Source organism: Gordonia zhenghanii (assembly GCF_021738965.1).
Classification (GTDB): domain Bacteria; phylum Actinomycetota; class Actinomycetes; order Mycobacteriales; family Mycobacteriaceae; genus Gordonia; species Gordonia zhenghanii.
Window position 1 is genome coordinate 44203 of record NZ_JAKKOQ010000005.1, and the last position, 25288, is coordinate 69490.

A 25288-nucleotide genomic window follows, 5' to 3' on the forward strand; every position below is an offset into this window, starting at 1 on the left:
GCTCTACGCCGAAATAAAGTGCCGAAGTCGTCAGCGATTCGGCGGACTAGGCTGATCCGCGTGAAGATACGCGATGCGCGGCGCGACGACGTGCCTGCGACGCAGCGGATCGAGGTCGCGGCGGGCCGGATGTTCGCGGATCTGGGGATGGACCTGGTCGCCGCGGACGACCCGCTGCCCACACAGACCATCGAGCAGTACGTCGACGGCGGACGCTGTTGGGTGGCAGTCGATTCCGGCGATCGACCGATCGGGTACATCCTCGTCGAGATGGTCGACGCTGCGGCGCACATCGAACAGATCTCCGTCGATCCCGACTTCGCAGGGCGACGGGTCGGCGCCGCGCTGATCGAGCGAGCAGTGCAGTGGGGCATGAGTAGGCGAGCATCGGCAGTCACGCTGACGACGTACGTCGACGTCGGCTGGAACGGCCCGTACTACGTGCGGCTCGGATTCGATTACCTCGCCGAATGCGACGAGACGCCGGGACTGATATCCAAACGCGCGCACGAGAAGTCACTGGGACTGGATCGATGGCCTCGCGCATGCATGGTGCGGACCATCGGTGCGGCCTCTACTGTCGAGGAATGAGCACATTCGCGCGAGTCGCCCGCGTCGTCAACACCGCCGTGACCCCGTTGCTGTCGGCGCCGGTCATCGGCCCGCTGCTCGGCAAGTCGATGACCCAGATCAGCTACACCGGGCGCAAGAGCGGAAAACGATTCACGCTGCCTGTGGCGTTCCGACGACAGGGCGACGGAACGATCCTCGTCGGCGTCGCCGCAGCGTCTCAGAAGACGTGGTGGCGGAACTTCCAGCCGGGGCCGACACCGATCACCATCGAGCTGGACGGCGTCGAACGCACCGGTACCGGTGTCGCGAAGGTCGGGAACAAGGGGACCTCGGTCGTCGTCACTCTCGACGACGTGTGACCCGGCAGATCCGCTCGATACACTCGCGTCATGAGCACCGCCCTCCTTCGTGACGTCACCCTCCGCGACGGCCTGCAGCTGACCGGCAAGACACTCGACGTGGCGACACGCGTCGAGCTCGCACGCACACTCCTGCACGCCGGAGTGCCGGAGTTGGAGATCGGTTCGATGGCCCGACCGGATCTGGTGCCGCCGATGGCGGGGAGCCTCGACATCGTCGCCGCACTGACCCCCGAGGAACTCGACCGCTGTTGGATCTGGGTCGCCACGCCCCGGCACGTCGAGAAGGCGGTCGCGGCAGGAGCGAAGAACGTCCAGTACTGCTTCTCCGCGTCGGACGCACACAACAAGGCGAACATCGGACGTCTCACCGAGGACTCGGTGGCCGCGATGCCTGCGGCCATCGACATCGTCAAGGAGGCCGGCGGTCGGATCCAGCTGTGCATCGCCACCAGCTTCACCTGTCCGTTCGATGGAGCCGTCGACCCCGATCGGGTCCGCGGGATCGTCGCCGACCCCCGCACGGCGGGCGCGGACGACGTGGTGCTCGCCGACACGCTCGGTCAGGCGCACCCGGGGCAGGTTCGGGACCTGTTCGCGACCGCGCCCGTCGGCGACCGCCGCCTCGTCTTCCACGGGCACGACACCTGGGGGATGGGCGTGGCGAACGCGCTCGCGGCGATCGACGGCGGCGCGCAGGTCGTCGACGGCGCTCTGGCCGGACTCGGCGGCTGCCCGTTCGCGCCCGGTGCGAGCGGAAACACCGCATCCGAGGACCTGCTGTTCGCGACGCGGCCCGACTACCTGACCCCGCAGGTGCTCGCGGAACTCGTGCGTGCAGGGGAGGAGTTGCTCGCAGAACTCGGCGAAGCGTCCCGCTCGAAGGCGGCGCAGGGCGCGCGGTCGGAGGCGAAGGCGTTCGACTGGGTCATCGGCTAACACAGGGGCATCGGCCGACTGCCGTCTACCACCAGTAAGCTACCCGGCATGTCTGATGGAGTGACCCGCGACGGTAAGAGCTACAAGCTCGTCATGTTCGACCTCGACGACACGCTCGCCCCGTCGAAGACCGCGATGAGCGACGAGATGGTTGCCCTGTTCCGCGAACTGCTGGCCACATCGATGGCGTGCATCATCTCCGGAGGCCAATACGGCCAGTTCCAGTCCCAGGTCCTCGACCGGCTCGGCGACTCCGCGCACAAGGCCAACCTGCACCTCATGCCGACCAACGGCACCCGGTACATCCGGTGGTCGGGGAACGAGTGGGAGACCGTGTACGCCGAAGACCTGTCGGCCAAGCAGAAGGACGAGGCGATGCGCGTCGTCGAAGAGGGCGCTCGCTCGCTCGGGCTGTGGGAGTCGCAGACCTGGGGGCCGATCCTCGAAGACCGTGGCAGTCAGGTGACGTTCTCGGCATTGGGACAGTCCGCTCCAGTCGACGCGAAAGCCGCGTGGGACCCTGACGGACGCAAGAAGGAGGCGCTGCGCGCCTACGCCGCAGAGCGTCTACCGGAACTGGAGGTCCGCAGCGGCGGGTCGACGTCGGTCGACATCACCGCCAAGGGGATCGACAAGGCGTTCGGCGCTCGACGACTCATGGATCTGCTCCACCTCGACACCGCCGACATCCTGTTCTTCGGCGATCGCCTGGACGAGGGCGGCAACGACCGCCCCGTCGCCGACCTCGGCATCGACTCCGTGCACGTGCACGGCTGGGAGGACACCTACCGCAGCCTCGGAGCGGTCGTCCGCGGCTGACCGGTCGGGTCCGCGTCAGTTCAGCAAGTTCTCCCGCAGTGACGCGATGTCGCGGTCGGTCAGCTTCAGACCGTCGGTGAGGTAGCCGTCCATCGAGCCGAACTTCTTCTGGGCCGCCGCGAACGATGCGTTGAGCCACCCGATGTTCACGCCGTTCAGCGGGCCCGTTGCGTCGGCGTGACGGTAGTGGTTCGACGCCAGGTAATCGGCGTCGATCGTCGATCGGTCGACGCCGAGGATCGTCAACAGGACTGCAGCAGTCCACCCCGTGCGGTCCTTGCCCGCCGAGCAGTGGAACAACGTCGTGCCGCCGTCGGCTGCGGTGTCCTTGATCGCGACGATCGCCGCACGGATCTGCGCACGGGCATTGGCGTCAGTCACGAACGCTCGATACGCCTGATCCAGGTCGACGAGCGCCACCGGTGAGACCTTGCCGAGCACGTCCGCGTCGACTGTCTCGACACCGGACACTCGCTTGTTCGGCTGGACTCGCTTCTCGATATCGGTCCGCAGGTCGACGACGGTCTTCAGCCCGCGCTGGGTCAACTTCTCGACGTCAGCGGCGGTGAGCTTCGACAGGCTGTCGCTGCGCAGGACTCGATCGTTCACGGTCCGGCCGCCGGTTCCGACATAGCCGCCGAGTGTGCGGGTGTTCTGGGTCCCCGCCAGACCGATCTCGCGATCAGGTGCGGTCGGCGACGACGACGCCGTCGCAATGACACCGGGTGCGGCGTGCGCGACGGCGGGCGCCGCGATCGGGGACGCGAGGAGCGCGGTGGACAGCGCGATCATCGCGACACGCGTGCGGGCGGGACGATTACGGGCAGGGCGGCGACCGGGAGCGTGGGGATTCATGACGACCATGATGCGCCGCGGACGGCGCAGGCGCGCGCCGAGGAGCGTCGTACCTGGCACGTGGACACGACAGGCGGACCCGACCGAATCGTGGCGGACGCGTCAAGGGAGAATCGAGGGATCACAGTCTGCGAGAGGAGTCCCGGTGTCCGAGCTGGTGCCGTTGAAAGTGCAACTGGTGGCGGCGACTCAGTTCAACCCGCCGACCGACATCGACTGGAGCACAGACGTCGACGGGAGCGAGGCACTCATCGAGTTCGCAGGCCGAGCCTGCTATGAGAGCTGGGACAAGCCGAATCCGCGCACCGCGACCAACGCAGGCTATCTGCGCCACGTCCTCGAAGTCGGGCACACCTCGCTGTTCGAGCACGCGACCGTCACCTTCTACATCACCGGGATCTCCCGGTCGTGCACTCACGAACTGATCCGGCATCGCCACTTCTCCTATTCGCAACTGTCGCAGCGATTCGTCCCCGAACACGACTCCAACGTCGTCGCGCCGCCCGCGATCCGCGGCGACGCTCGTCTCGAGGACCTGTTCGTCATGGCGACCGATGCGTCCAGGGAGGCGTACACCGAGTTGCTCGCCGAGCTGGAGACCAAGTTCGAAGACGTGCCGAACGCGATTCTGCGTCGGAAGCAGGCCCGCCAGGCCGCGCGTTCGGTCCTGCCGAATGCGACCGAGACCCGGATCGTCGTGACCGGCAATTACCGGGCGTGGCGTCACTTCATCGGGATGCGCGCCACCGAACACGCAGACGTCGAGATCCGGCAGCTCGCCGTCGAATGCCTCCGACGGCTCGTCGAGGTCGCGCCGACCGCGTTCGGGGACTTCGAGATCGGCGAACTCGCCGATGGATCGCACGTCGCGACATCCCCGTTCGTTTTTGAGGGCTGACACCGGATCGATGCCGTGGAACCGGTAGCCTGAGCGGCATGGATTCGGCTGACGCTGGGCGCGTGGAACACCCGTTCGGAACTGTATCGGTGGCGATGGTGACCCCCTTCACTCCGGAAGGGTCGGTCGACTACGACAAGGCCGCCGAGCTCGCCGACCACCTCGTCCGGGGCGGGTGCGACGGCCTCGTCGTCTCGGGGACCACAGGCGAATCGCCGACCACGACGGTTCCGGAGAAGAACGAGCTGCTCAAAGTGGTGCTCGACGCTGTCGGCGACCGCGCCCGGATCGTCCAAGGAGCGGGGAGCTACGACACCGCTGAGACAGTTCGACGCGCCCACGACTCAGCCGAACTCGGTGCACACGGTCTCTTGATCGTCTCGCCGTACTACAGCAAGCCGCCGCAGGCCGGCGTGTACGCGCACTTCAAGGCCGTCGCCGAAGCCACGGATCTGCCGGTGATGCTCTACGACATCCCGGGCCGTTCCGTCGTCCACATCGCGACCGAGACAATCCTGCGCCTGGCCGAACTGCCGACCATCCGCGCGGTCAAGGACGCCAAGGGCGACCTGCACGCGGCGTCGAAGATCATGGCCGCGACGGACCTCGAGTTCCTGTCCGGCGAAGACGCCCTGAACCTTCCGTGGCTGTCGGTCGGCGCCTCGGGCTTCGTCAGCGTCATCGGACACCTCGTCCCCGGACGTCTCCGTGACCTGCGGGACGCCGTCGCGTCGAACGACCTGGCGCAGGCACGACGCCTCGCCGCGTCGATGGCTCCGCTCGTCGACGCCATGGGACGCCTCGGCGGCGTCACCATGGTCAAGGCGGGGCTGCGCATCGCCGGGATCGACGTGGGAGATCCGAGACTTCCGCAAGTGCCCGCGGACGGACCGCAGATCGAAGCGCTCATCGCAGATCTGCGTGCAGCGGAGGTGATCTCCTGATGTCCGCATCGCAGCAGCGTCGTCGTCGTGCAGGCCGTCCGGCAGGACCGCCCGCAGAGAACAAGGCGCCAGAGAACAAGACTCCAGAGAACGCGAGTGCAGCCGTGAACGAGGCAGGCACTGCCAAGACCGAGAACGCAGGCGCACGCCGGAACGAGTCCGGCGGGCCCCGGCGCGAGAACAAGAACGGGAACAAGAACACGAACCGGAACAAGAACGCCCCGAAGAAGAAGACCGGCAAGGCTGCCGTCGCCGAAGCCACCGGCATCGGCGTGACCGGCGACATCATAGATCGGCTGGGTCGGCCGCCCGCGCTCCCGAAGGGCGGACTGCGCGTCGTCGCACTGGGCGGCATCGGTGAGATCGGCCGCAACATGACGGTCTTCGAGTACGACGGCAAACTGCTCATCGTCGACTGCGGCGTCCTCTTCCCCGAGGACCAGCAGCCCGGCGTCGACCTGATCCTGCCGGACTTCGGTTACATCGAGGACCGTATGGCGGACGTCGAAGCCGTGGTCCTCACTCACGGTCACGAGGATCACATCGGAGCCGTCCCCTTCCTGCTGAAACTGCGCGGCGACATCCCCATCGTCGGCTCGCGGTTCACGCTGGCGCTGGTCGCCGCGAAGTGCCGTGAGCACCGTCTGCGCCCCAACCTCGTTCAGGTGGTCGAGGGCGACGGCCTGTCGTACGGCGGGTTCGACTGCGAGTTCTTCGCCGTGAACCACTCCATCCCGGATGCGGTCGCCGTCGCGATCCGCACGGCTGCCGGAACGGTCCTGCACACCGGTGACATCAAACTCGACCAGTTGCCGCTCGACAACCGGCTCACCGACCTCGCGGGATTCTCGCGACTCGGTGACGAGGGCGTCGACCTGTTCCTCGTGGACTCGACCAACGCCGAAGTGCCCGGATTCGTCACGCCCGAGCGCGACATCGGCGGGGTCCTCGACACCGTCATCGGCAAGGCGAAGCAGCGGGTCATCGTCGCGTCGTTCGCTAGCCACGTGCACCGCATCCAGCAGATCGTCGACGTCGCACATCGCCACGGACGACGAGTCACCTTCGTCGGCCGTTCGATGGTCCGCAACATGGAGATCGCACAGGATCTCGGCTACCTGTCGGTTCCCGAGGGCGTGGTCGTCGACATGGACACCGCTGCGACCTTGCCCGACCATCGCCTCGTCCTGATCTCCACGGGGTCGCAGGGTGAGCCGCTGTCGGCGTTGTCGCGGATGGCACGCGGCGATCACCGTCAGATCAACATCCGTGCCAACGATCTCGTCGTGCTCGCGTCGTCGCTGATCCCGGGCAACGAGAATTCGGTGTTCGCAGTGGTCAACGGGTTGGCCAAGCGCGGAGCGACGGTCGTGACCCAGGCCAGTGCGAAGGTCCACGTGTCCGGTCACGCTTCCGCGGGCGAACTGCTGTACCTGTACAACGCCGTGCGTCCGTCCAATGCGATGCCGGTTCACGGTGAGTGGCGGCACCTGCGGGCGAACGCTGCACTCGCCGAAGCGACCGGCGTCCCGTCCGATCGGATCGTGCTGGCCGAGGACGGCGTGGTGGTCGACCTCGTCGACGGCCGGGCACAGATCACGGGCCGGGTGCCCGTCGGTCACGTGTACGTGGACGGACTGTCGGTCGGCGATGTCGGGGAGTCGACGTTGTCGGACCGACTCGTCCTCGGCGAAGGCGGGTTCATCACGATCACGGTCGCCGTCGACACCGCGACTGGTCGTGCGGTCAGTGAACCGACGGTCAGCGGCCGTGGGTTCTCCGACGATCCGTCTGCGCTGTCGGAGGCCGCTGCGGTCGTCGACAAGGTTCTCACCGAGCTCGCGAACGAGGGCGTCACCGAGACTCACCGGATCGCTCAGGGAATCCGTCGCGCCGTCGGGCGCTGGGTGGCGAACAAGTACCGGCGCCGTCCGATGATCGTGCCGAACGTCATCGCGGTGGGCGAGGACGACTGATGTCGCTGGCGAGGGACGAGCGGGAGGCGCTCGTCGAGTCCATGCGCGCGTCGGGGCCGGATGTTCCGACGATGTGCGAGGGCTGGACCGCTCGGGACCTCGCCGTCCACCTGATTCTGCGGGAACGTCGCCCCGATGCGGCGATCGGCATGTTCGTGCCGTTCCTGGCCGGGCACACGCGTTCGGTGGAGCGTGAGTACACGGCGAAGCCGTGGCCCGACCTGCTCGATCTCGTTGTGAACGGCCCGCCCTGGTACTCGCCGTTCCGGCTGCTCGACTCCGTACTCAACCTCTCGGAGATGTTCGTCCACCACGAGGATCTGCTGCGTGGGGGAGCGGACCCGGACGGGCCGTTCCTCCCGCGCAAACTGAGTCCGCGACTGCAGAAGGCGCTCGAGCGTCCATTGACGATGGTGGCTCGAGTGACCCTGCGGTCGTCGCCTGCCCGCGTCACCCTGGGCTCCGTCGACGGACGTGAACTCGTGACGGTCGGCCGCGGCGATGCGGTGAGCGTCACTGGAAGCACTGGCGAACTGCTCCTCTGGGCGTTCGGTCGGGCTCCCGTCGACGTGAAGATCACCGGCCCCGACGCCGCTGTCGCGGCGTTAGCGAGTGCCGAACGGTCGGTGTAGGGCAGATCACCGCCCGTACACCTGCATAACGTCACGAATTCGACACGACCGCACCCGAATGGGTGTTGCGGGTGTGACTGTTGTGATTGATGGGCACTAGGGTAGTGGCCATGGCTTCAGAAGCAACCACGCGTCGTCGTGCGGCTGCCGGTTCCTCACGCGGCGGCGACGCCGCCGCGCGCAGATCCGGCAACCGGGCGAACACGAGCCGGAAGCCCGCAGCTAGCGGGCAGACGGGCAAGCGCCCGCCTGCCAATTCTCCCGTGGCCAAGCGGCGGAGCCCGGCATCGGGCGGCACAGGTAAGGCGTCTTCCGGGCGGCCCGCGCCGCGCAGCGCCAACCGCTCTCAGGACATGCATCGCCCGTCAGCGGTGGCCACCGCCGGACACGGCGTCGCCTCGGCGTGGACGATGCTCGCCCGTGGACTCGGCTCTCTCGCGCGCATCGGAGCGCACCGAGAAGACGAGCCCTCGCCGCGCCGCGACGGAGCGGCCCTCGCGCTGGTGCTGGTCGGCGTGCTCATCGCCGCAGGCGTCTGGTTCCACGCGCTCGGCCCCGTCGGCGCGTTCGTCGACGCGCTTGTACGTGCGGCTATCGGGGCCCTCGCCGTCATCGCCCCCGTCGCGCTCGTCGCGTGGGCGCTCTGCCTGATGCGTCTGGAACCGAACCCCGATCGTCGGGTCCGCAACATCGGCGGCACGGTACTGCTCGGGATCGCCGTGCTCGGCATGACCCACCTCGTGCAAGGCGCACCGACCGATTACGACGGCCGAGCGCACGGCGGTGGATTCGCCGGATACGCAGTGGGCGGGCCCCTCACCGATGCGGTGACCGTGTGGCTGTCCGTGCCCGTCTACCTGCTGTGTGCAGCGTTCGGCGCCCTTGCTATCAGCGGCCGCACGATGAGCGACGTCGTCGCGGGCGCCGCCGACTACCTCGGCCTCAGCCGCGACTACGACTACGACCCGTACGACGACGAGCTGTACGAGGACGGGGACTTCTACGAGGACGAGGAACTCGAGGACGAGTTCGACGACGAACTCGACGACGAGGACGAAGCCGAACCGGTCGACGAGGCTCCGTTCGACGGCGACTACGGCGATCCGTACGACAACTACCCGCCGGACGAGCGTCGCCGACCGCAGCAGCGCCGCCGCAGCGAACGCCCGGCCGCGCCGGAGGGCGCCCGCCGTACTCGCGCGTCCGCACACGATCGCGCCTCACGGACGTCGCCGTCTGCGGCCGTCGGTCGGCGCACTGCAGGCGAGGATCGTGACGCCCACATGGGCGACATGATGACCGAGCCGATCGTCCCCGACATGGAGGTCACCGAGCCGATCGGTCCGCTCGCGCCGGAACCCGCACCGGTCCCGCGCCGCGCACCGCGCCGCGCCGCAGCGCCGGTGGCCGACGCGCCTGCCGCCGCAGCGCCCGTCCCCGCAGCGCCGCGTTCCGACGACGACTACCAGCTCCCACCGCCTGAGCTCTTGGTCGCAGGCGATCCGCCCAAGATGGGCAGCGCAGCGAACGACGACATGATCGACCGGATCCAGTCCGTGCTCGATCAGTTCAAAATCGATGCCGCCGTCACCGGTTACACCCGCGGTCCCACAGTCACGCGGTACGAGGTGGAGCTCGGTCCTGCGGTCAAGGTCGAGAAGATTACCCAGCTCCAGCGCAACATCTCGTACGCGGTCGCGACCGACAACGTGCGTCTCCTCGCGCCGATCCCGGGGAAGTCGGCGGTCGGCATCGAGGTGCCGAACACCGACCGTGAGATGGTGCGCCTCGCGGACGTCCTCGACTCTCCGAAGATCGGTCTCGACCAGCATCCGTTGATGATCGGCCTCGGCAAGGACATCGAAGGCGACTTCGTCGGCGCGAACCTCTCCAAGATGCCGCATCTGCTGGTCGCCGGTTCCACGGGCTCGGGTAAGTCGAGCTTCGTCAACTCGATGCTCGTCTCCATCCTGTCGCGGGCGAAGCCCGACGATGTGCGCATGATCCTGATCGACCCGAAGATGGTCGAGTTGACGCCGTACGAGGGCGTTCCGCACCTGATCACGCCGATCATCACCGAGCCGAAGAAGGCCGCGGCAGCGCTCGCCTGGTTGGTGGAGGAGATGGAGCAGCGGTACCAGGACATGAAGGCCTCCCGCGTCCGGCACATCAACGACTTCAACTCGAAGGTGCGCTCCGGCGAGATCACGACTCCGCTCGGCTCCGAACGCGTGTACAAGCCCTACCCGTACATCGTCGCGATCGTCGACGAGCTGGCCGACCTGATGATGACAGCTCCGCGTGACGTCGAGGACGCGATCGTCCGCATCACGCAGAAGGCGCGCGCCGCAGGCATCCACCTGGTTCTCGCCACACAACGCCCGTCGGTGGACGTCGTGACCGGACTCATCAAGACCAACGTCCCGTCGCGGCTCGCCTTCGCGACGAGTTCTCTCACGGACTCGCGAGTGATCCTGGACCAGCCGGGCGCCGAGAAGCTCATAGGCATGGGCGACGGTCTGTTCCTGCCGATGGGCGCCAACAAGCCGATCCGCATGCAGGGCGCGTTCATCACCGATGAGGAGATCTCGGCCGTCGTCGAGTTCACCAAGGAGCAGTCCGAACCCGAGTACACAGAGGGCGTCACCGCGGCGAAGGCCTCCGACAAGAAGGACATCGACTCCGATATCGGCAACGATCTCGACGATCTGCTGCAAGCCGTCGAACTCGTCGTGTCCAGCCAGTTCGGGTCGACGTCCATGCTGCAGCGCAAGCTGCGCGTCGGTTTCGCCAAGGCCGGCCGCCTCATGGATCTCATGGAGACGCGCGGCGTCGTCGGCCCCAGCGAAGGCTCCAAGGCGCGCGACGTCCTCGTGAAGCCTGACGAACTCGCGGGAGTCATCGCCTCGATCAACGGTGGCGGGGACGACGACCCGCCCGTAGACTGACACATGATCAATGAGGGGAGTATCCCCGACTCGATGACGACTCCGTCAATACGGACGACGCCTCGGATCCGCCGATCGGATCCCGGGCCGACCTCCCGGAGCGTCGCCGCCGGTGCTGTCACCGCGGTGGGAGAGACCTCTGGCATCGCACACGTACTAGTGCACGCTGGAGGAATTCCATGAATGTCTCGTTGACCGCCTGGATCATCACCGGGGTGGTGATCGTCGGCCTGTTCGTCTTCGACTTCTTCGCCCACGTCAAGACTCCGCACGAACCGACCCTGCGTGAATCGGGATTCTGGTCGGCTGTCTACATCACTATCGCGGTGATCTTCGGCGGCGTCGTGTGGTGGCAGTGGGGTTCGACGTACGGCGGCGAGTACTTCGCCGGTTACGTCACCGAGAAGGCACTCTCGGTCGACAACCTGTTCGTCTTCGTCGTCATCATGGCCAAGTTCGCGGTTCCGCGGATCTACCAGCAGAAGGTGCTACTCCTCGGCATCGTCATGGCGCTCGTGATGCGCGCGGCGTTCATCGCCGTCGGCGCGGCCGCGATCGACGCCTACAGCTGGGTGTTCTACCTATTCGGGCTGTTCCTGCTGTTCACCGCAGTGAAGCTGCTGCGTGAGAGCGACGAGCCCGCCGCGCACGAGAAGGAGCGCGACTCACGGATGGAGCGCCTCGTCAAGAAGGTGCTCCGCACATCAGACAGCTACGACGGAGACAAGCTGGTCACCAGAGTCGACGGGCGCCGGATGATCACCCCGCTCCTGTTGGTGCTCATCGTCATCGGTTTCACCGACGTGCTCTTCGCGCTCGACTCGATTCCGGCGATCTACGGCCTCACCGAGGAGCCCTACCTCGTGTTCACCGCCAACGCTTTCGCATTGATGGGGCTTCGGCAGCTGTACTTCCTGCTGGGCGGAATGCTCGACAAGCTCATCTACCTCTCGTACGGGCTGTCACTGATCCTGGCGTTCATCGGAGTCAAGCTCGTACTGCACGCCTTGCACGAGAACACGCTCGGTTTCGTCAACGGCGGTGAGCCGGTGGCCGTCCCCGAGATCTCGACGGGGCTCTCGCTGGGGGTCATCGCAGGCACCCTGGTCGTGACGACCGTGGCCAGCCTGGTGGTGTCGAAGCGCCGGGCACGGAGCTGAGTCGGGTGGGTCGGTAGTCCCGTCAGAAGGGGCCGTAGACCTGTTTCCACTCGCGGAGGCTGACGGCGGCGATGGCGTCGGCAGCCGCGAAGGGATCGCGGGCGAGGAGGGCGCGTGCCGCGGCCTCGTCGTCGGCGACGACCATCAGGGCTGCTCCGGAACCGTCGGTGAACGGTCCGACGAACAGGAGTTCGCCCGACTCGTGCAGCGCGCCGAGGAACTCGCGATGGGCAGGTCGGTGCTCGTCGCGGATCCCGGCCGCGGCTTCGGCGTACGTGTACTCGACAGCGAAGATGGTCATCGGCTGGTCCTTGTCTGGAAGTGGTCCTTGTGTGGAAGTGGTCGGGAGTCAGAGGTGGGCGAGCATCCGCGTGTTGCCGAGGGTGTTCGGCTTCACGAAGCTCAAATCGAGGAACTCGGCGACGCCGGTGTCGTACGAACGCGTCATCTCTTCGTAGACCGGCCTCGTGACCGGGGTTCCGTCGATCTCGACGAAACCGTGCCGCGAGAAGAATGCGGTCTCGAAGGTGAGGACGAAGACTCGTTCGAGTCCCAACTCGCGGGCGACGTCCATCAAACGACCGACCACCTGGTGGCCGATGCCGCGACCCGAGTAGTCGGTGTCGACGGCGACAGTGCGGACCTCGCCGAGGTCGGACCAGAGCACGTGGAGCGCGCCGCATCCGACCACGACGCCGTCGCTCTCCGCGACCCAGAACTCCGGCACCGCCTCGTACAAGGTCACCAGGTTCTTCGCGAGCAGAATCTTGCCTGCATAGATGTCGATGAGTTCCTTGATCCGTGGCACATCGGACGTCCTGGCTCGTCGAACCACGATCTTCGACGGTTCGTCGGAACGGGTTGCGGGCGAAGACGTGGACATGGCAGTCAACAGTAGTCGCCGACAGCGGTAGTCCCCGCGCAGGTCGCGACACCGCGTGCCGATAGGCTTACCACCGTGAGTGAACCCGAACGCCGTGCAGCAGCCGGTCACGCGGCTCCGCCGGTGGTCAATCTCGCGAACGCCCTGACCATGTTCCGGATCGTCCTGGTGCCGGTCTTCGTGGTGGCATTGTTCATCGATGATGGCCGCTCCGACCTGTGGCGGGTGATCGCATTCGTGATCTTTGCCGTCGCAGCGATCACCGATCAGATCGATGGGCGAATCGCTCGAGGCTGGAACCTCGTCACCGACTTCGGCAAGATGGCCGACCCGATCGCCGACAAGGCGCTCATCGGCGCCGCGCTCCTCGGACTGTCGATTCTCGGCGACTTGCCGTGGTGGGTCACCGTCGTGATCCTCATCCGGGAGATCGGCGTGACGATCCTGCGGTTCTGGGTGATTCGGCACGGAGTGATCCCGGCCAGTCGCGGCGGCAAGCTCAAGACCCTGTTGCAATGCATCGGAATAGGCTTGTTCGTACTGCCGTTGCACGGAGTACTGCACACGGTGGGTTGGGTGTTCATGATCGCAGCAGTCGTCGCGACGTTGCTGACCGGAGTCGACTACATCTGGCAGTCGATCAGCCTGCGACGCACCGCCGATGCGGCGGCGACCGATGCGAAATTCCGCTAGGGTCGTCGTCACAGGCTCATGAGATTTATGGCGACTGGGAACTAGAGTTACTCGAACTGACTGCGGCACGAATTGACCGTGGGACGAACTGACTGCGGGACCCGAATGCGGGAAGGACACACGTGACACTGTTGTTGCGCGAAGCGATCGGCGACCAGCTGCGGCGGGTCCGGACCGATCAGGGCCGAACACTGCGCGAGGTGTCGACGGATGCACGCGTGTCTCTCGGCTATCTGTCGGAGGTCGAGCGGGGGCAGAAGGAGGCGTCGAGTGAACTGCTCGCGTCGATCTGCGTCGCGCTCGAGGTCGAGATCGGCGACGTGCTGCGCGATGTCGCAGGCGTCATGACTCCGGTGTCGATGGTCTCCTCGTCCGACGCCGTCGTCGAAGTCATCGCTCCACAGGCCGACGGTGCGGCCGCCCTCGCTGCGGCTTGATCAGCCGTATGCCCGCCCGAGCATCGAACACGAGAAGTTGAGGACAAGGTTATGGCGAACCCGTTTGTGAAGGCATGGCACTACTTGATGGCGCTGGGCAACTCGAAGATCGACGAGCACGCCGATCCGAAGATCCAGATCCAGCAGGCGATCGAGGAGTCGCAGCGCCAGCACCAGGCCCTCTCTCAGCAGGCTGCCGCAGTCATCGGAAACCAGCGCCAGCTCGAGATGCGACTGAACCGGCAGCTCGAGGAGATCGAGAAGCTCCAGGGCAACACGCGTCAGGCGCTCTCGCTCGCCGATCAGGCGTCCGCCGCAGGCGACACCGCGAAGACCACCGAGTACACCAATGCCGCCGAGGCGTTCGCCGCGCAGCTCGTCACCGCCGAGCAGAACGTCGAAGACCTCAAGGTGCTGCACGACCAGTCGCTGACCGCAGCGGCAAGCGCTAAACAAGCCGTCGAGCGCAACGCGATGGCCTTGCAGCAGAAGCTGTCCGAGCGGTCCAAGCTGCTCAGCCAGCTGGAGCAGGCCAAGATGCAGGAGCAGGTCAGCGCGTCGCTCAACAACATGAGCGAGCTCTCCGCTCCCGGCAACACGCCGAACCTCGACCAGGTGCGCGACAAGATCGAGCGGCGCTACGCCACTGCACTCGGGTCGGCGGAGCTCGCGAAGGGCTCGGTGTCCGGTCGGATGGCCGAGGTCGAGGCGGCGGGCGTTCAGATGGCGGGTCACGCTCGACTCGAGCAGATCCGAGCGAGCATGGGCGGCGCGCTGTCTGCCGGTCAGCAGCCTGCCGCGGGCCAGGCGGCGCCCGGCCAGGCCGCACCGTCGATCGACACGGAGAAGCACTGACGATCGTCGCCGTCGTTGCGGGTTCGGACGCGGGCCACGCGTTCGCGGCCCTCGGACTGGCGACACGGTTCGCCGATGCGGGCGACGACGCGATCGTCTACACCGGGACTCGATGGCTCGGGGAGGGCGCGCGCTCCGGCGTCACCGTCCGTGAGCTCCCCGGACTGGCCGCGCTGCCGGGCGACGACGATGATGACGCTGGGGCCAAGCTCAGTACCCGAGCGGCCCGGATGGCGCTCCTTCTCGCACCCGAATTGGCGACAGCGGGAGTCGAACTCGTCGTCAGCGACGTGATCACCAGAGCGGGCGGCTGGGCCGCCGAACTGGTGGGTGTTCCGTGGATCGAACTCTCGCCTCACCCGTTGTACGAGCAGTCGCGTGCGCTCCCGCCGATCGGAGCGGGCATGACCGTCGGCGTCGGTGTCCGCGGGCGTCTCCGCGACACCGCACTGCGCGCACTGACGGCCCGTTCGCTCGCCGTCGGCCGTCGAGCGACCGCGGTCGCACGACGCGGTATCGCATTGTCGGACGAGCCTCGACCCGCCGCACACCTGGTCGCGACGCTGCCGGGTCTGGAAGTTCATCGACCCGACTGGCCTGCCCGCACCCACGTGATCGGCCCCTCGGCCTATGAGCCGACCGACGACCTTTTCGTGCCACCGGCAGGCGAGGGTCCACTCGTCGTCGTCGCTCCGTCCACGGCGCAGAGCGGCGAAGCCGACCTGGGCTCTGCTGCGCTCAGCGGACTTGCCACGCTGTCGCAGACTCGCGATCTGCGACTTGTGTACTCGGCGCTGACGCCTCCGCCGTCGGGGGTCGCGACGCCCGAGGCGTTCGTGGCCGGAACCGCTCGCCAGGATGACTTGTTGCAGCACGCGGACGTCGTCGTCTGCGGTGCGGGACACGGGATGCTCGCAAAGGCCCTCGGGGCAGGCGTGCCGGTCGTGACGGTGCCCGGCGGGGGTGATCAGTGGGAGCTGGCGAACCGGGTGGCGCGGATCGGCTGCGGAGTCCTGGTCCGGCCCGCGAATGCCGACGCAGTCGCTGTCGCGGTGACCCGGGTGCTGGACGACGAGTCGTACGCCGTTGCCGCGCGTCGCGTCGCGTCGACACGATCCACTACCGTCGACCCCGTGCGCATCGCTCACCGAATACTCGAGGAGGGAGGCCAGTCCCGTGCGACTGACGGAGTTCACTGAACTGACCGGCATCGAGTTCGGTCGGCTCCGAGCCGACGCTCTGCTCGTCGATCTGGTCCTCACCGAGCTCGGCGGACGGACCGGCGCTCAGGCGATCGACGACGGCGTGGATCCGCGCGAAGTGTGGCGCGCCCTGTGCAGAGAGTTCGACGTTCCGCCCGAACGGTGGTGAATCGCCAGGCCGCCCGGTTCCGACGCGTCATCTCCGGGCGTGTCGCTTGCTATCGAACATCTGTTCGTTAGACTGAAATGGAACCGAACAGCCGCGGGCTGCGTCCGACCTTGTATGACTACCAAACAGGGTACGACCACCAAACAGATCAAGAACATCACCGGCGGATCCAGCACGACGGCGGCCGATCGGGGCGGCGAGACGAAATTGTCAGAGGTCGGATCTACGGTGATCACATCACCACCAGAAGCGGATCAGACCCCCGACGTTCCGCCCGACCAGACCACGGACACGTCCGACCAGAACGAGGAGACCACGATGGCACCCGTCCCCGATCGACAGAAGGCGCTCGATCTCGCGCTCGCGCAGATCGACAAGAACTTCGGCAAAGGCTCGGTCATGCGACTGGGCGAAGACACGCGGCCTCCGATGGAGGTCATCCCGACCGGTTCGGTCGCGCTCGACCTCGCGCTCGGCATCGGCGGGCTCCCGCGTGGCCGCGTCGTCGAGGTGTACGGTCCCGAGTCCTCGGGTAAGACCACCGTCGCGTTACACGCAGTCGCGAACGCGCAGGCGCAGGGCGGTATCGCGGCGTTCATCGACGCCGAGCACGCCTTGGACCCGGACTACGCCGCCAAGCTCGGTGTCGACGTCGATGCTCTTCTCGTGTCGCAGCCCGACACCGGTGAGCAGGCGTTGGAGATCGCCGATATGTTGATTCGCTCCGGCGCCCTGGACATCCTCGTGGTCGACTCGGTCGCCGCTCTCGTGCCAAAGGCAGAGATCGAAGGAGAGATGGGCGACAGCCACGTCGGCCTGCAGGCTCGGCTGATGAGCCAGGCGCTGCGCAAGATGACGTCGGGGCTGAACAACTCGAACACCACGGCGGTCTTCATCAACCAGCTGCGCGAGAAGATCGGCGTGATGTTCGGCTCGCCCGAGACCACGACGGGCGGCAAGGCGCTCAAGTTCTACGCGTCGGTGCGCCTGGACGTTCGTCGTATCGAGACTCTGAAGGACGGCACTGACGCGGTCGGAAACCGGACGCGCGTCAAGGTCGTCAAGAACAAGGTCGCACCGCCGTTCAAGCAGGCCGAGTTCGACATTCTGTACGGCCACGGCATCAGCCGTGAGGGCTCGCTGATCGACCTCGGTGTCGCCGAGGGCTTCATCCGCAAGTCCGGATCGTGGTTCACCTACGAGGGCGATCAGCTCGGCCAGGGCAAGGAGAAGGCTCGTACCTTCCTCATGGAGAACCCGGACATCGCGAACGAGATCGAGACCAAGATCAAAGACAAGCTCGGCATCGGACGCCGCCCGGAGGCCGACGCCGAAGCCGTCGCACCCGAGCCCGTCGACTTCTGACAGCGATCATGGGGGAGGACCAACCTCGCGAATCTCGGTCCACCGGCTCGGGCCCGTCCGCTTGGGACGCCGCACTGCGGCTTCTCGGCGCACGGGCCCGCAGTCGTCGAGAGATGCACGATCGGCTCGTAGCGCGCGGCTTCACCGACGACGAGGTGGCCTCGACGCTGGCCCGACTGGACGAGTGGAAGCTGATCGACGACACCGCGTTCGCTCACGAATGGGTCCGTTCCCGGCACGCCCACTCAGCGCGTGGGCGCCACGCCCTACGCCGCGAGCTCCGAACTAAGGGAGTCGCGGACGACATCGTCGTCGAAGCGCTCGACACCATCGACCCGGAGGCCGAACGCGAGATCGCCTACGCGCTCGCCGACAAGAAGCTGCGGTTCGACGCCGACGAACTCTCGGATCCCGCGATCCGGACCAAGGCCTTCCGGCGGCTGGCCGGGGCACTCGGCCGACGCGGGTACCCGCCGGACGTGATCACGTCCGTGGTGAAGGACGTGATCGCCGCCCGGCGGGCCTGACGGTCGGTCGGTCAGTTACTCGGTGTCGGCCAGTTCGACGGCCTTCGTCGCCGCCGATTTGCGCTTGCCGGTACGGAGTCGGCGCTCGAGTCGATGCGCGAACGAGGTCAGCGCGTAGTTGACGATGATCATGATGATCGCGGTGACCACCAGCGCAGGCAGATAGTTGCCGAAGTACGACGCCGTCTTGATGCCCGAGCGCACTACCTCGATGTAGCCGATGGCATAACCCAGCGCGCTGTCCTTGAGGGCGATCACCATCTGCGAGACGAGCGCGGGCAGCATCGCGGTCACGGCCTGCGGTAACAGGATCATCCGCATCATCTGCGACTTGCGCATGCCGATCGACTTCGCGGCCTCCGACTGCCCGTTCGGCAGCGAGGCGATGCCTGCGCGGAGGATCTCGGCGATCACCGAGCCGTTGTAGAACGTCAACCCGAAGACGACAGCGGCGAACGCCAACTGCGACGACGGTACGATCGCGTACTTCGCGAAGAAGTAGTAGGCGAAGTAGATGAGGATCAAGACCGGGATAGCGCGGAAGACCTCGACCAGGGCGCCGGAGACGCCGCGGACCCACCGGTGTTCCGAGAGTCGGCCGACGCCGAGGACGGCGCCGATGATCAATGCGAACACGATCGAGAGTGCGGCGGCTTTCAGCGTTCCCCACAGCCCCGGCAGGATCCAGGTGGTCCAGGTCCCGCCTTCGGTGACGAACGGACTCCACTTCTCGCTTGTGAGCTGGCCGTTGTCCTTCAAGATGAGGAGGACGTAGACCACGATGGCGATCAGAACCGCGAGGAAGATGATCGTCGTGATGCGGTTGCGCAGCCGTGCCTTAGGTCCGGGAGCGTCGTAGAGGACTGTCGACTGTGTCATCGTCTGACCACCCATCGCTTGGACGCCCAGCCGAAGAGTGCGCCCTCGGTGAGCGTGAGGATCATGAAGCCGACGGCGATGATGGCGAAGATCGCCAAGATCTGGCTGCCGTGACTCTCGAGCTCGGTCTTCATCAGCAACGACGCCTCAGCGACGCCGATGATCGACGCGATCGTCGTGTTCTTGGTGAGGGCGATCAGCACGGACCCCATCGGAGCGATCACTGCGCGAATCGCCTGCGGCAGGATCACCAGGCCGAGGATCTGCGGGAACGACATGCCGATCGACCGCGCAGCCTCCGCCTGACCGATCGGCACCGTGTTGATGCCGGAGCGGAGCGTCTCACAGACGAACGTCGCGGTGTAGAGGACGAACGCCAGGACCGCGAGCCGGAAGTTGTTGTCCTCGATGAAGGTCGCGTTCTCGGCGGCCAGTGTCAGCCCGAGATTCTGGTAGAGGCCGATCGAGCAGAACAGGACGATCAACGTGAGTGGGGTGTTGCGGACGACGTTGACGTAGACGGTCGCGAATCCGCGCATCACCGGGACCGGTGACACTTTCATCGCGGCGAGCACGGTGCCCCAGATCAGAGCGCCGATCGCCGAATAGATCGTCAGCTTGATCGTCACCCAGAACGCGGGCCACAGCGCGGGGCCCATCGAGTCCCAGAGTTCACTCATCAGGAGACTCCTTCACAGGGTGTCGACGGAGCGGTGAGGAACTCGAGGTCACCGACATCGGGGGCGAACTTGTACTGGGAGTCTGGCGCGTTGGCACGGTCGAAGAACGTGTTGATCTCCTTGTCGCCGAGATTCTCGCGCAGCGCGGTCTCCCACGCCGACGGGCCGCCGCCCGCGGGGTTGGCGAGCATAGCGGTGATCGCACGGTTCACGGTCTCGACGGCGTCGGGGTACTCCTTCGCCATGCCGATGCCGTACCGCTCGGTGGAGAACGGTGCGCCGGCTTTCTTGAGCGCGTCTTTCACGCATGCGCTCTTCAGGTACGTCATGGGGACGAGCTTGAACTCGTCCGGATACCAGCTGGAGTAGCCGGCGAGGATGGTCTCGTCGGTGGTGAGCGCGTCCACCTTGCCGCGACGCAACGCCTCCACACACGAGGAGTACGTGTCGTACTCCTGCAACTGGACGCCCGGCAGCTGAGCCTTCACGTTCTGTGCCGACGTGGAGCCGGTCACTGAGCAGAGCTTGCGACCGTTGTTGAGGTCTTCGAGGGAGTTGAGGGTCTCGTCGTCGTCGCGCACCAGCAGCCCCTGATACGTGACCAGGTACGGTCCGGCGAAGTCGACCTTCGACGAACGGTCCTCGTTGATCGAGTAGGTCGCGGCGATCATGTCGACCTCGCCGTTGTTGATGAGTGTCTCGCGTTGTGCGGACGGAGTCTCCCGCCAGGTGATCTCGGGACGGTCGACGCCCATCTCGTCGGCGATGTGGTTCACCACGTACTCCGAGACGTCGGAGTCGAATCCGATGATCGATCCGTCTGGCTGCTGAAGGCCCATACCCGGCTGATCGAACTTGGTGCCGAGGATCACTTTGCCGTCACGGATCGAGTCGAGGAGATTGCGTGGATCGGAGCTGCCGCAGGCGGCGAGCGCGGTCGCCAGCATCGCGACGACGGCGACGAGTATCGATATCCTCCGCATCTCAGTGCCCCAAGATCTTCGACAGGAAGTCGCGGGCGCGATCGGACTTCGGGGCGGTGAAGAAGCTCTCCGGATCGGTGTCTTCGACGATCGCGCCGTCGGCCATGAACAGGACGCGGTCGGCGGCTTTACGGGCGAAACCCATCTCATGCGTGACGACGACCATCGTCATGCCCTCTTTGGCCAGCGAGACCATGACGTCGAGGACCTCGGACACCATCTCCGGGTCGAGCGCAGACGTCGGCTCGTCGAACAAGAGGACTTTCGGGTCCATCGCGAGGGACCGGGCGATCGCGACGCGCTGTTGCTGGCCGCCCGACAGCTGAGCCGGATACTTGTCCTTCTGCACTTCGACACCGACCCGCTTGAGGAGGTCGAGCGCGTGCTTCTCGGCGTCGGACTTGCTCTGCTTACGCACCTTGATCGGCCCGAGTGTGACGTTCTGCAGGATCGTCTTATGCGCGAACAGGTTGAACGACTGGAAGACCATGCCGACGTCCGACCTCAGGCGCGCAAGATCGCGGCCCTCGTCGGGGAGGACCTCGCCCCCGATGCGGATCTCACCGCTGTCGATCGGCTCGAGTCGATTGATGGTTCGGCAGAGCGTCGACTTCCCCGAACCCGAGGGTCCGAGGACGACGACGACTTGCCCCTTGGGGATCTCGATGTCGATGTCGCGCAGCACGTGGAGGTCCCCAAAGTGCTTCTGAACATTCTTCATCGAGATCATCGGTGTGACGTTCGCGTCGCTCATAGGGTCTTACGGTAGTTGTGGGAGTGGTGACACCACAGCAGGACCGCCAATCCCGGTGTGTTCGGGTCGGCATCGCCACGATTCGAGTCGACTGTTGCTCCGGCGTAACCTGTGAACTGTGAGTGGTGCAGTGACGAAGTCGTATTCGGTTCGGACGTTCGGGTGTCAGATGAACGTCCACGACTCAGAACGCATCTCTGGCCTCTTGGAGGACGCCGGGTACGTGGCGGCGCCGGACGGCGACGATGCGGACCTGGTGGTGTTCAACACCTGCGCGATCCGTGAGAACGCCGACAACAAGCTGTACGGCAATCTGTCGAATCTCGCGCCCGTCAAGTCTTCCCGGCCGGGGATGCAGATCGCGGTCGGTGGTTGCCTGGCGCAGAAGGACAAGGACGTCGTCCTCCGCAAGGCTCCCTGGGTGGACGTCGTGTTCGGCACCCACAACATCGGTTCACTTCCTGCGCTGCTCGACCGTGCCCGCCATAACGAGGAGGCGCAGGTCGAGATCCTCGACTCGCTGGAGACATTTCCATCAGCGCTTCCAGCACGCCGTGACTCCGCGTACTCGGGGTGGGTGTCGGTGTCGGTCGGCTGCAACAACACGTGCACGTTCTGCATCGTCCCGTCGTTGCGCGGCAAAGAGGTCGATCGACGCCCCGGCGACGTCCTGGCCGAAGTCCAGGCGCTCGTCGATCAGGGGGTTCTCGAGGTGACGCTGCTCGGGCAGAACGTCAACGCGTACGGCATGTCGTTCGCCGACCCGGACACGCCGCGCAACCGCGGGGCCTTCGCCGAACTGCTTCGGGCGTGCGGCGACATCGACGGGCTCGAGCGAGTTCGGTTCACATCGCCGCATCCCGCAGAGTTCACCGACGACGTCATCGATGCGATGGCGCAGACCCCGAGCGTGTGCCCGCAACTGCACATGCCGTTGCAGTCCGGTTCGGACCGCGTCCTCAAGGCGATGCGTCGCAGCTATCGCACCAAGAAGTTTCTTTCGATCCTCGACCGCGTCCGCGACGTGATGCCGCACGCTGCGATCACCACGGACATCATCGTCGGATTCCCCGGCGAGACCGAAGAAGACTTTCAAGAGACATTGGACGTCGTCGAGAAGGCGCGCTTCGCTAGTGCGTTCACCTTCCAGTACTCGCCGCGTCCGGGTACCCCGGCGGCGACGATGGGCGATCAGGTCCCGCCGGAGGTCGTCACCGAGCGCTACCAGCGACTCATCGCGTTGCAGGAGCGGATCTGCCTCGAGGAGAACACGAGACTCGTCGGCACTGACGTCGAGCTGCTCGTCGCGGCAGGCGAAGGTAGGAAGAACGCCGCGACCGGACGGATGACCGGTCGGGCGCGGGACGGGCGCCTCGTGCACTTCGCGGTCGGCGGCCGCACCGACGTGCGTCCCGGCGACATCGTCACCAGTACGATCACCGAGGTCGCACCGCATCATCTCATCGCGGACGCAGGCGTCGCCTCGGTCCGCCGCACGCGCGCCGGTGACGCGCACGAAGCAGGCACCACCCCGACGACGGCACCCGTCGGCGTCGGACTCGGCATGCCGACGATCGGCGCCGCGCCGGTCGTCGAAGCCGTCTCGGCATGCGGTACAGGAGGATGTTCATGACCACATCGGGTTCCAACCCGGCCGACAGAGCGGCCGAACGCGAGGTCTTCGGCGAGTTCGAAGACGATCTTCGCAAAGCCGAGCGGAAAGTCGCAGGGGAGATCGATCCGGGTGCGCGCGCCGTCGTCGTCGCCGTCTGTGTTCTCGTCGCGATCGTATCGGTGATCCTGCCGCATGCGGGCGCGGCCAACGGACTCGACGTCCTGACGATGTCGAGCGACTCGCACGCCGAGCACATCGCCTTGCCGTCGAAGATCTTCGTGTACCTGCTGCTGATCTTCGGCGTCGGCTTCTCGATGCTGGCGCTCGTCACCCGACGCTGGGTGATCGCCTGGATCGCCCTGTGCGGCAGTGCCGTCGCTTCGGTCGCCGGCGTTCTCGCGTTGTGGACGAGGAACACCGTCGGAGTCGACTCGCTCGATATGACGGCGCCGTCGAGCGGCGGCATCGGACTGATCCTCGGTTGGGTCACGATGATCGTGCTGACGTTCCACTGGGCACGCGTCGTGTGGGCGCGGACCAACTACCACCTCGCGCTCGAGGACGAGCGCAGGCAGAAGGCCGCAGTAGCCGAACAGCGCGGACGCTCGCTCCAGAAGATCGTGAAGGGCCAGGAGTCGAACGACTAGACAAGCGGCACACAGGCGTCCGGAGGTCGGGCGTCCGACAGCGAGTCGTCCGACCCGGAATAGTCAGTCGCGTCTCACCTGTCGCCCAGCGCGGATTGGGCGGTTCCTGCCCAGTCTCGCCACTGTGCCGCCTGTTCGCGTAGCTTCGCCGCGTCCTTGTCCTTGCCGGCTTCGGCTGCTTTCGCTGCCTGCTCTTCCAGTTTGTCGGCCCGCTCGGCGAACTGGGCCGCACGCGCTTGAGCCTCCGGGTCGGTGCGTGTCCACTCCGAGTCCTCGGCGTCGCGTATGGCCTTCTCCACGGCGCGTACGCGGCCCTCGAGGGAGTGCATCTGATCGCGGGGAACCATGCCGATCGCTTCCCACTTGTCGCGGAAGACTCGGAAATCGCGGCGTGCAGCGTCGAGGTCGGACGTCGGATCGATCGTCTTCTCCGCGTCCGCGAGCAGCGCGAGCTTGGCCTTGGCGTTCTCGGCGAACTCGGCGTCACGTTCGGAGTTCACCGCGTTGCGGGCCTGGAAGAAGACGTCCTGGGCGCCTTTGAAACGTGCCCACAGCACGTCGTCGGTGTCGCGGGGCGCGCGGCCCGCCGCTTTCCACTCCTGCAGCAGGTCCCGGAACTTCCCGGCGGTAGGACCCCAGTCAGTCGACGACGACAGCGCTTCGGCCTGCTCGATGAGTTCTTCCTTGCGTGCCCTGGCGCCCGCGCGTTCCCGGTCGAGGTCGGCGAAATAGGCTCCGCGGCGCCGGTTGAACGCGTCGCGGGCCTTCGAGAAGCGCTTCCAGAGGGCGTCGTCGGTCTTGCGGTCGACTCCTTTGATGGTCTTCCACTCGTCGAGGATCGCGCGCAGACGATCGCCGCCCGCCTTCCACGACGTGCCTTCGGCTCCGATCGCCTCGGCCTCGGTCGCCAACTCCTCCTTGCGGGCGACAGCGACGGCCCGCTGTTCGCTGCGTTCGGACCGGACGGCTTCGGCGACATCGTCGGCGTCGGCGACGATCTTGGACAGACGTGACGCGAGTTCGTCGACGTTGCCGATCACCTGAGCGGTGGGCAGTGCATCGATCATCTGCGCCGCCGCGGCCTGGGTCTTTCGCGGGTCGCCGGATCGAGCCGCCAGGCGTTCTTCAAGAATCTCCACCTCAGTGGCCATGTCGGCGAACTTGCGCCCGAAATGTGCGAGCCCCTCGTCCGGGGTTCCCGCCTGCCACGATCCGATCGCACGTTCGCCCGACGCGGTGATCAGCCAGACCGTGCCGTCCGCGTCGATGCGGCCGTACTCGGACGGGTCGCCCAACTCGACGTGGTGGACGGGGACCGCGGGTATCGGACCGGGGCCGGTCGGCGACGGGGCGGGGCGAGACAGGGGAGACGCTCCGGGACGAGGTCCGGGTCGAGGACCCGGTTTGGGTCCGGGCTTGGGAGGGGTAGTAGCCGGCTCGGAGCCGTGCGGGGGGTTGGTCATCTCGGGTGTCCCTCTGTGTCTCTCGCCGCGCGT

The 25288-nt window shown here is 66.3% G+C and carries 27 protein-coding genes; 19 read left to right on the top strand and 8 right to left on the bottom strand.

Annotation, left to right across the window (positions count from 1 at the left end; translation table 11 throughout):
• Positions 1-60 precede the first annotated feature (60 nt).
• Genes L5G32_RS04930 through L5G32_RS04945 form a run of 4 tightly spaced genes read left to right on the top strand, consistent with a single transcriptional unit; the run spans position 61 to position 2690 of the window.
• Positions 61-591, top strand: a complete 531-nt coding sequence (locus L5G32_RS04930) for a GNAT family N-acetyltransferase (protein WP_237009916.1) — start codon at positions 61-63, stop codon at positions 589-591.
• The gene (locus L5G32_RS04935) at positions 588-932 is read left to right on the top strand and encodes a nitroreductase/quinone reductase family protein (protein WP_237009917.1); all 345 of its coding nucleotides are present in this window, start codon (positions 588-590) and stop codon (positions 930-932) included. Before L5G32_RS04930 ends, L5G32_RS04935 begins: the two co-directional genes overlap by 4 nt.
• A gap of 30 nt (positions 933-962) precedes the next feature.
• Entirely contained in the window at positions 963-1871 is a 909-nt protein-coding gene (locus L5G32_RS04940; protein WP_237009918.1) for a hydroxymethylglutaryl-CoA lyase-like TIM-barrel protein, read from the top strand.
• 48 nt (positions 1872-1919) lie between these two features.
• Positions 1920-2690 carry an HAD-IIB family hydrolase gene (locus tag L5G32_RS04945; protein WP_237009919.1) on the top strand — a complete coding sequence of 257 codons (771 nt, stop codon included), beginning with the start codon at positions 1920-1922 and terminating at the stop codon, positions 2688-2690.
• A 15-nt stretch (positions 2691-2705) separates the two neighbouring features.
• On the opposite strand, the gene L5G32_RS04950 is transcribed toward L5G32_RS04945, so the two are convergent.
• Positions 2706-3605: a tyrosine-protein phosphatase gene (locus tag L5G32_RS04950; RefSeq protein ID WP_237009920.1), complete on the bottom strand. Its 900-nt coding sequence runs from the start codon at positions 3603-3605 to the stop codon at positions 2706-2708.
• Between the two features lie 85 nt (positions 3606-3690).
• Here L5G32_RS04950 and thyX point away from each other — a divergent pair, with 85 nt between their 5' ends.
• From thyX to L5G32_RS04980, 6 genes are all read left to right on the top strand, one after another.
• Complete coding sequence (thyX, locus tag L5G32_RS04955; RefSeq protein ID WP_237009921.1) at positions 3691-4443, top strand: FAD-dependent thymidylate synthase; 753 nt, start codon at positions 3691-3693, stop codon at positions 4441-4443.
• 38 nt (positions 4444-4481) lie between these two features.
• Positions 4482-5387 carry a 4-hydroxy-tetrahydrodipicolinate synthase gene (dapA, locus tag L5G32_RS04960; protein ID WP_237009922.1) on the top strand — a complete coding sequence of 302 codons (906 nt, stop codon included), beginning with the start codon at positions 4482-4484 and terminating at the stop codon, positions 5385-5387.
• Complete coding sequence (locus L5G32_RS04965; RefSeq protein ID WP_237009923.1) at positions 5387-7363, top strand: ribonuclease J; 1977 nt, start codon at positions 5387-5389, stop codon at positions 7361-7363. The genes dapA and L5G32_RS04965 overlap by 1 nt, the downstream gene beginning before the upstream one ends.
• Positions 7363-7995 carry a TIGR03085 family metal-binding protein gene (locus L5G32_RS04970; protein WP_237009924.1) on the top strand — a complete coding sequence of 211 codons (633 nt, stop codon included), beginning with the start codon at positions 7363-7365 and terminating at the stop codon, positions 7993-7995. The genes L5G32_RS04965 and L5G32_RS04970 overlap by 1 nt, the downstream gene beginning before the upstream one ends.
• A gap of 110 nt (positions 7996-8105) precedes the next feature.
• Complete coding sequence (locus tag L5G32_RS04975) at positions 8106-10943, top strand: FtsK/SpoIIIE family DNA translocase (protein ID WP_237009925.1); 2838 nt, start codon at positions 8106-8108, stop codon at positions 10941-10943.
• A 179-nt stretch (positions 10944-11122) separates the two neighbouring features.
• The gene (locus L5G32_RS04980; protein WP_237009926.1) at positions 11123-12103 is read left to right on the top strand and encodes a TerC family protein; all 981 of its coding nucleotides are present in this window, start codon (positions 11123-11125) and stop codon (positions 12101-12103) included.
• Between the two features lie 22 nt (positions 12104-12125).
• Here L5G32_RS04980 and L5G32_RS04985 read toward each other — a convergent pair whose 3' ends face one another.
• Positions 12126-12404, bottom strand: a complete 279-nt coding sequence (locus tag L5G32_RS04985; protein WP_237009927.1) for a YciI family protein — start codon at positions 12402-12404, stop codon at positions 12126-12128.
• A gap of 48 nt (positions 12405-12452) precedes the next feature.
• A complete protein-coding gene (locus tag L5G32_RS04990) occupies positions 12453-12986 on the bottom strand; it encodes an amino-acid N-acetyltransferase (protein ID WP_237009928.1) in 534 nt (177 codons plus the stop codon).
• A 75-nt stretch (positions 12987-13061) separates the two neighbouring features.
• On the opposite strand from L5G32_RS04990, the gene pgsA reads away from it, so the two are divergent.
• From pgsA to L5G32_RS05025, 7 genes are all read left to right on the top strand, one after another.
• On the top strand, positions 13062-13679 hold the full coding sequence (gene pgsA, locus L5G32_RS04995; RefSeq protein WP_237009929.1) for a CDP-diacylglycerol--glycerol-3-phosphate 3-phosphatidyltransferase: 618 nt from the start codon (positions 13062-13064) through the stop codon (positions 13677-13679).
• 122 nt (positions 13680-13801) lie between these two features.
• Entirely contained in the window at positions 13802-14116 is a 315-nt protein-coding gene (locus tag L5G32_RS05000) for a helix-turn-helix domain-containing protein (RefSeq protein WP_237009930.1), read from the top strand.
• A gap of 51 nt (positions 14117-14167) precedes the next feature.
• The gene (pspA, locus tag L5G32_RS05005; RefSeq protein ID WP_237009931.1) at positions 14168-14971 is read left to right on the top strand and encodes a phage shock protein PspA; all 804 of its coding nucleotides are present in this window, start codon (positions 14168-14170) and stop codon (positions 14969-14971) included.
• A gap of 230 nt (positions 14972-15201) precedes the next feature.
• The gene (locus tag L5G32_RS05010) at positions 15202-16170 is read left to right on the top strand and encodes a glycosyltransferase (RefSeq protein WP_237009932.1); all 969 of its coding nucleotides are present in this window, start codon (positions 15202-15204) and stop codon (positions 16168-16170) included.
• Positions 16148-16342, top strand: a complete 195-nt coding sequence (locus L5G32_RS05015; protein ID WP_237009933.1) for a DUF3046 domain-containing protein — start codon at positions 16148-16150, stop codon at positions 16340-16342. Before L5G32_RS05010 ends, L5G32_RS05015 begins: the two co-directional genes overlap by 23 nt.
• 318 nt (positions 16343-16660) lie before the next feature.
• Positions 16661-17707 carry a recombinase RecA gene (gene recA / locus L5G32_RS05020; protein WP_237010232.1) on the top strand — a complete coding sequence of 349 codons (1047 nt, stop codon included), beginning with the start codon at positions 16661-16663 and terminating at the stop codon, positions 17705-17707.
• 8 nt (positions 17708-17715) lie between these two features.
• A complete protein-coding gene (locus L5G32_RS05025) occupies positions 17716-18234 on the top strand; it encodes a regulatory protein RecX (RefSeq protein WP_237017457.1) in 519 nt (172 codons plus the stop codon).
• A gap of 15 nt (positions 18235-18249) precedes the next feature.
• On the opposite strand, the gene L5G32_RS05030 is transcribed toward L5G32_RS05025, so the two are convergent.
• From L5G32_RS05030 to L5G32_RS05045, 4 genes are read right to left on the bottom strand one after another with little or no spacing between them, the layout of a single operon-like run.
• On the bottom strand, positions 18250-19113 hold the full coding sequence (locus tag L5G32_RS05030) for an amino acid ABC transporter permease (protein WP_237009935.1): 864 nt from the start codon (positions 19111-19113) through the stop codon (positions 18250-18252).
• Positions 19110-19793 (bottom strand): amino acid ABC transporter permease, encoded by a 684-nt coding sequence (locus L5G32_RS05035; protein WP_237009936.1) that lies wholly within the window; start codon positions 19791-19793, stop codon positions 19110-19112. Before L5G32_RS05035 ends, L5G32_RS05030 begins: the two co-directional genes overlap by 4 nt.
• Entirely contained in the window at positions 19793-20776 is a 984-nt protein-coding gene (locus L5G32_RS05040; protein ID WP_308192013.1) for a glutamate ABC transporter substrate-binding protein, read from the bottom strand. Before L5G32_RS05040 ends, L5G32_RS05035 begins: the two co-directional genes overlap by 1 nt.
• Before the next feature lies 1 nt (position 20777).
• Positions 20778-21506 carry an amino acid ABC transporter ATP-binding protein gene (locus L5G32_RS05045; RefSeq protein WP_237010234.1) on the bottom strand — a complete coding sequence of 243 codons (729 nt, stop codon included), beginning with the start codon at positions 21504-21506 and terminating at the stop codon, positions 20778-20780.
• A 142-nt stretch (positions 21507-21648) separates the two neighbouring features.
• On the opposite strand from L5G32_RS05045, the gene miaB reads away from it, so the two are divergent.
• Together miaB and L5G32_RS05055 are read left to right on the top strand one after the other, a co-directional pair.
• Positions 21649-23163, top strand: coding sequence for a tRNA (N6-isopentenyl adenosine(37)-C2)-methylthiotransferase MiaB (gene miaB, locus L5G32_RS05050; RefSeq protein WP_308192014.1), 1515 nt, complete (start codon positions 21649-21651; stop codon positions 23161-23163).
• Positions 23160-23792: an Rv2732c family membrane protein gene (locus L5G32_RS05055; RefSeq protein ID WP_237009937.1), complete on the top strand. Its 633-nt coding sequence runs from the start codon at positions 23160-23162 to the stop codon at positions 23790-23792. Before miaB ends, L5G32_RS05055 begins: the two co-directional genes overlap by 4 nt.
• 74 nt (positions 23793-23866) lie before the next feature.
• Here the strand turns inward: L5G32_RS05055 and L5G32_RS05060 are convergent, their stop codons facing one another.
• Positions 23867-25255, bottom strand: a complete 1389-nt coding sequence (locus L5G32_RS05060) for a DUF349 domain-containing protein (RefSeq protein ID WP_237009938.1) — start codon at positions 25253-25255, stop codon at positions 23867-23869.
• Positions 25256-25288: the final 33 nt, after the last annotated feature.

Bases quoted from the DNA above. Each gene is read 5' to 3' on its own strand.
- L5G32_RS04935 (WP_237009917.1), top strand. From the start codon at position 588: ATGAGCACATTCGCGCGAGTCGCCCGCGTCGTCAACACCGCCGTGACC.
- L5G32_RS04940 (WP_237009918.1), top strand. From the start codon at position 963: ATGAGCACCGCCCTCCTTCGTGACGTCACCCTCCGCGACGGCCTGCAG.
- L5G32_RS04945 (WP_237009919.1), top strand. From the start codon at position 1,920: ATGTCTGATGGAGTGACCCGCGACGGTAAGAGCTACAAGCTCGTCATG.
- dapA (WP_237009922.1), top strand. From the start codon at position 4,482: ATGGATTCGGCTGACGCTGGGCGCGTGGAACACCCGTTCGGAACTGTA.
- L5G32_RS04965 (WP_237009923.1), top strand. From the start codon at position 5,387: ATGTCCGCATCGCAGCAGCGTCGTCGTCGTGCAGGCCGTCCGGCAGGA.
- L5G32_RS04970 (WP_237009924.1), top strand. From the start codon at position 7,363: ATGTCGCTGGCGAGGGACGAGCGGGAGGCGCTCGTCGAGTCCATGCGC.
- L5G32_RS04975 (WP_237009925.1), top strand. From the start codon at position 8,106: ATGGCTTCAGAAGCAACCACGCGTCGTCGTGCGGCTGCCGGTTCCTCA.
- L5G32_RS04980 (WP_237009926.1), top strand. From the start codon at position 11,123: ATGAATGTCTCGTTGACCGCCTGGATCATCACCGGGGTGGTGATCGTC.
- L5G32_RS04985 (WP_237009927.1), bottom strand. From the start codon at position 12,404: ATGACCATCTTCGCTGTCGAGTACACGTACGCCGAAGCCGCGGCCGGG.
- L5G32_RS04990 (WP_237009928.1), bottom strand. From the start codon at position 12,986: ATGTCCACGTCTTCGCCCGCAACCCGTTCCGACGAACCGTCGAAGATC.
- pspA (WP_237009931.1), top strand. From the start codon at position 14,168: ATGGCGAACCCGTTTGTGAAGGCATGGCACTACTTGATGGCGCTGGGC.
- L5G32_RS05010 (WP_237009932.1), top strand. From the start codon at position 15,202: ATGGCGCTCCTTCTCGCACCCGAATTGGCGACAGCGGGAGTCGAACTC.
- recA (WP_237010232.1), top strand. From the start codon at position 16,661: ATGGCACCCGTCCCCGATCGACAGAAGGCGCTCGATCTCGCGCTCGCG.
- L5G32_RS05025 (WP_237017457.1), top strand. From the start codon at position 17,716: ATGGGGGAGGACCAACCTCGCGAATCTCGGTCCACCGGCTCGGGCCCG.
- L5G32_RS05030 (WP_237009935.1), bottom strand. From the start codon at position 19,113: ATGACACAGTCGACAGTCCTCTACGACGCTCCCGGACCTAAGGCACGG.
- L5G32_RS05035 (WP_237009936.1), bottom strand. From the start codon at position 19,793: ATGAGTGAACTCTGGGACTCGATGGGCCCCGCGCTGTGGCCCGCGTTC.
- L5G32_RS05040 (WP_308192013.1), bottom strand. From the start codon at position 20,776: ATGCGGAGGATATCGATACTCGTCGCCGTCGTCGCGATGCTGGCGACC.
- L5G32_RS05045 (WP_237010234.1), bottom strand. From the start codon at position 21,506: ATGATCTCGATGAAGAATGTTCAGAAGCACTTTGGGGACCTCCACGTG.
- L5G32_RS05055 (WP_237009937.1), top strand. From the start codon at position 23,160: ATGACCACATCGGGTTCCAACCCGGCCGACAGAGCGGCCGAACGCGAG.
- L5G32_RS05060 (WP_237009938.1), bottom strand. From the start codon at position 25,255: ATGACCAACCCCCCGCACGGCTCCGAGCCGGCTACTACCCCTCCCAAG.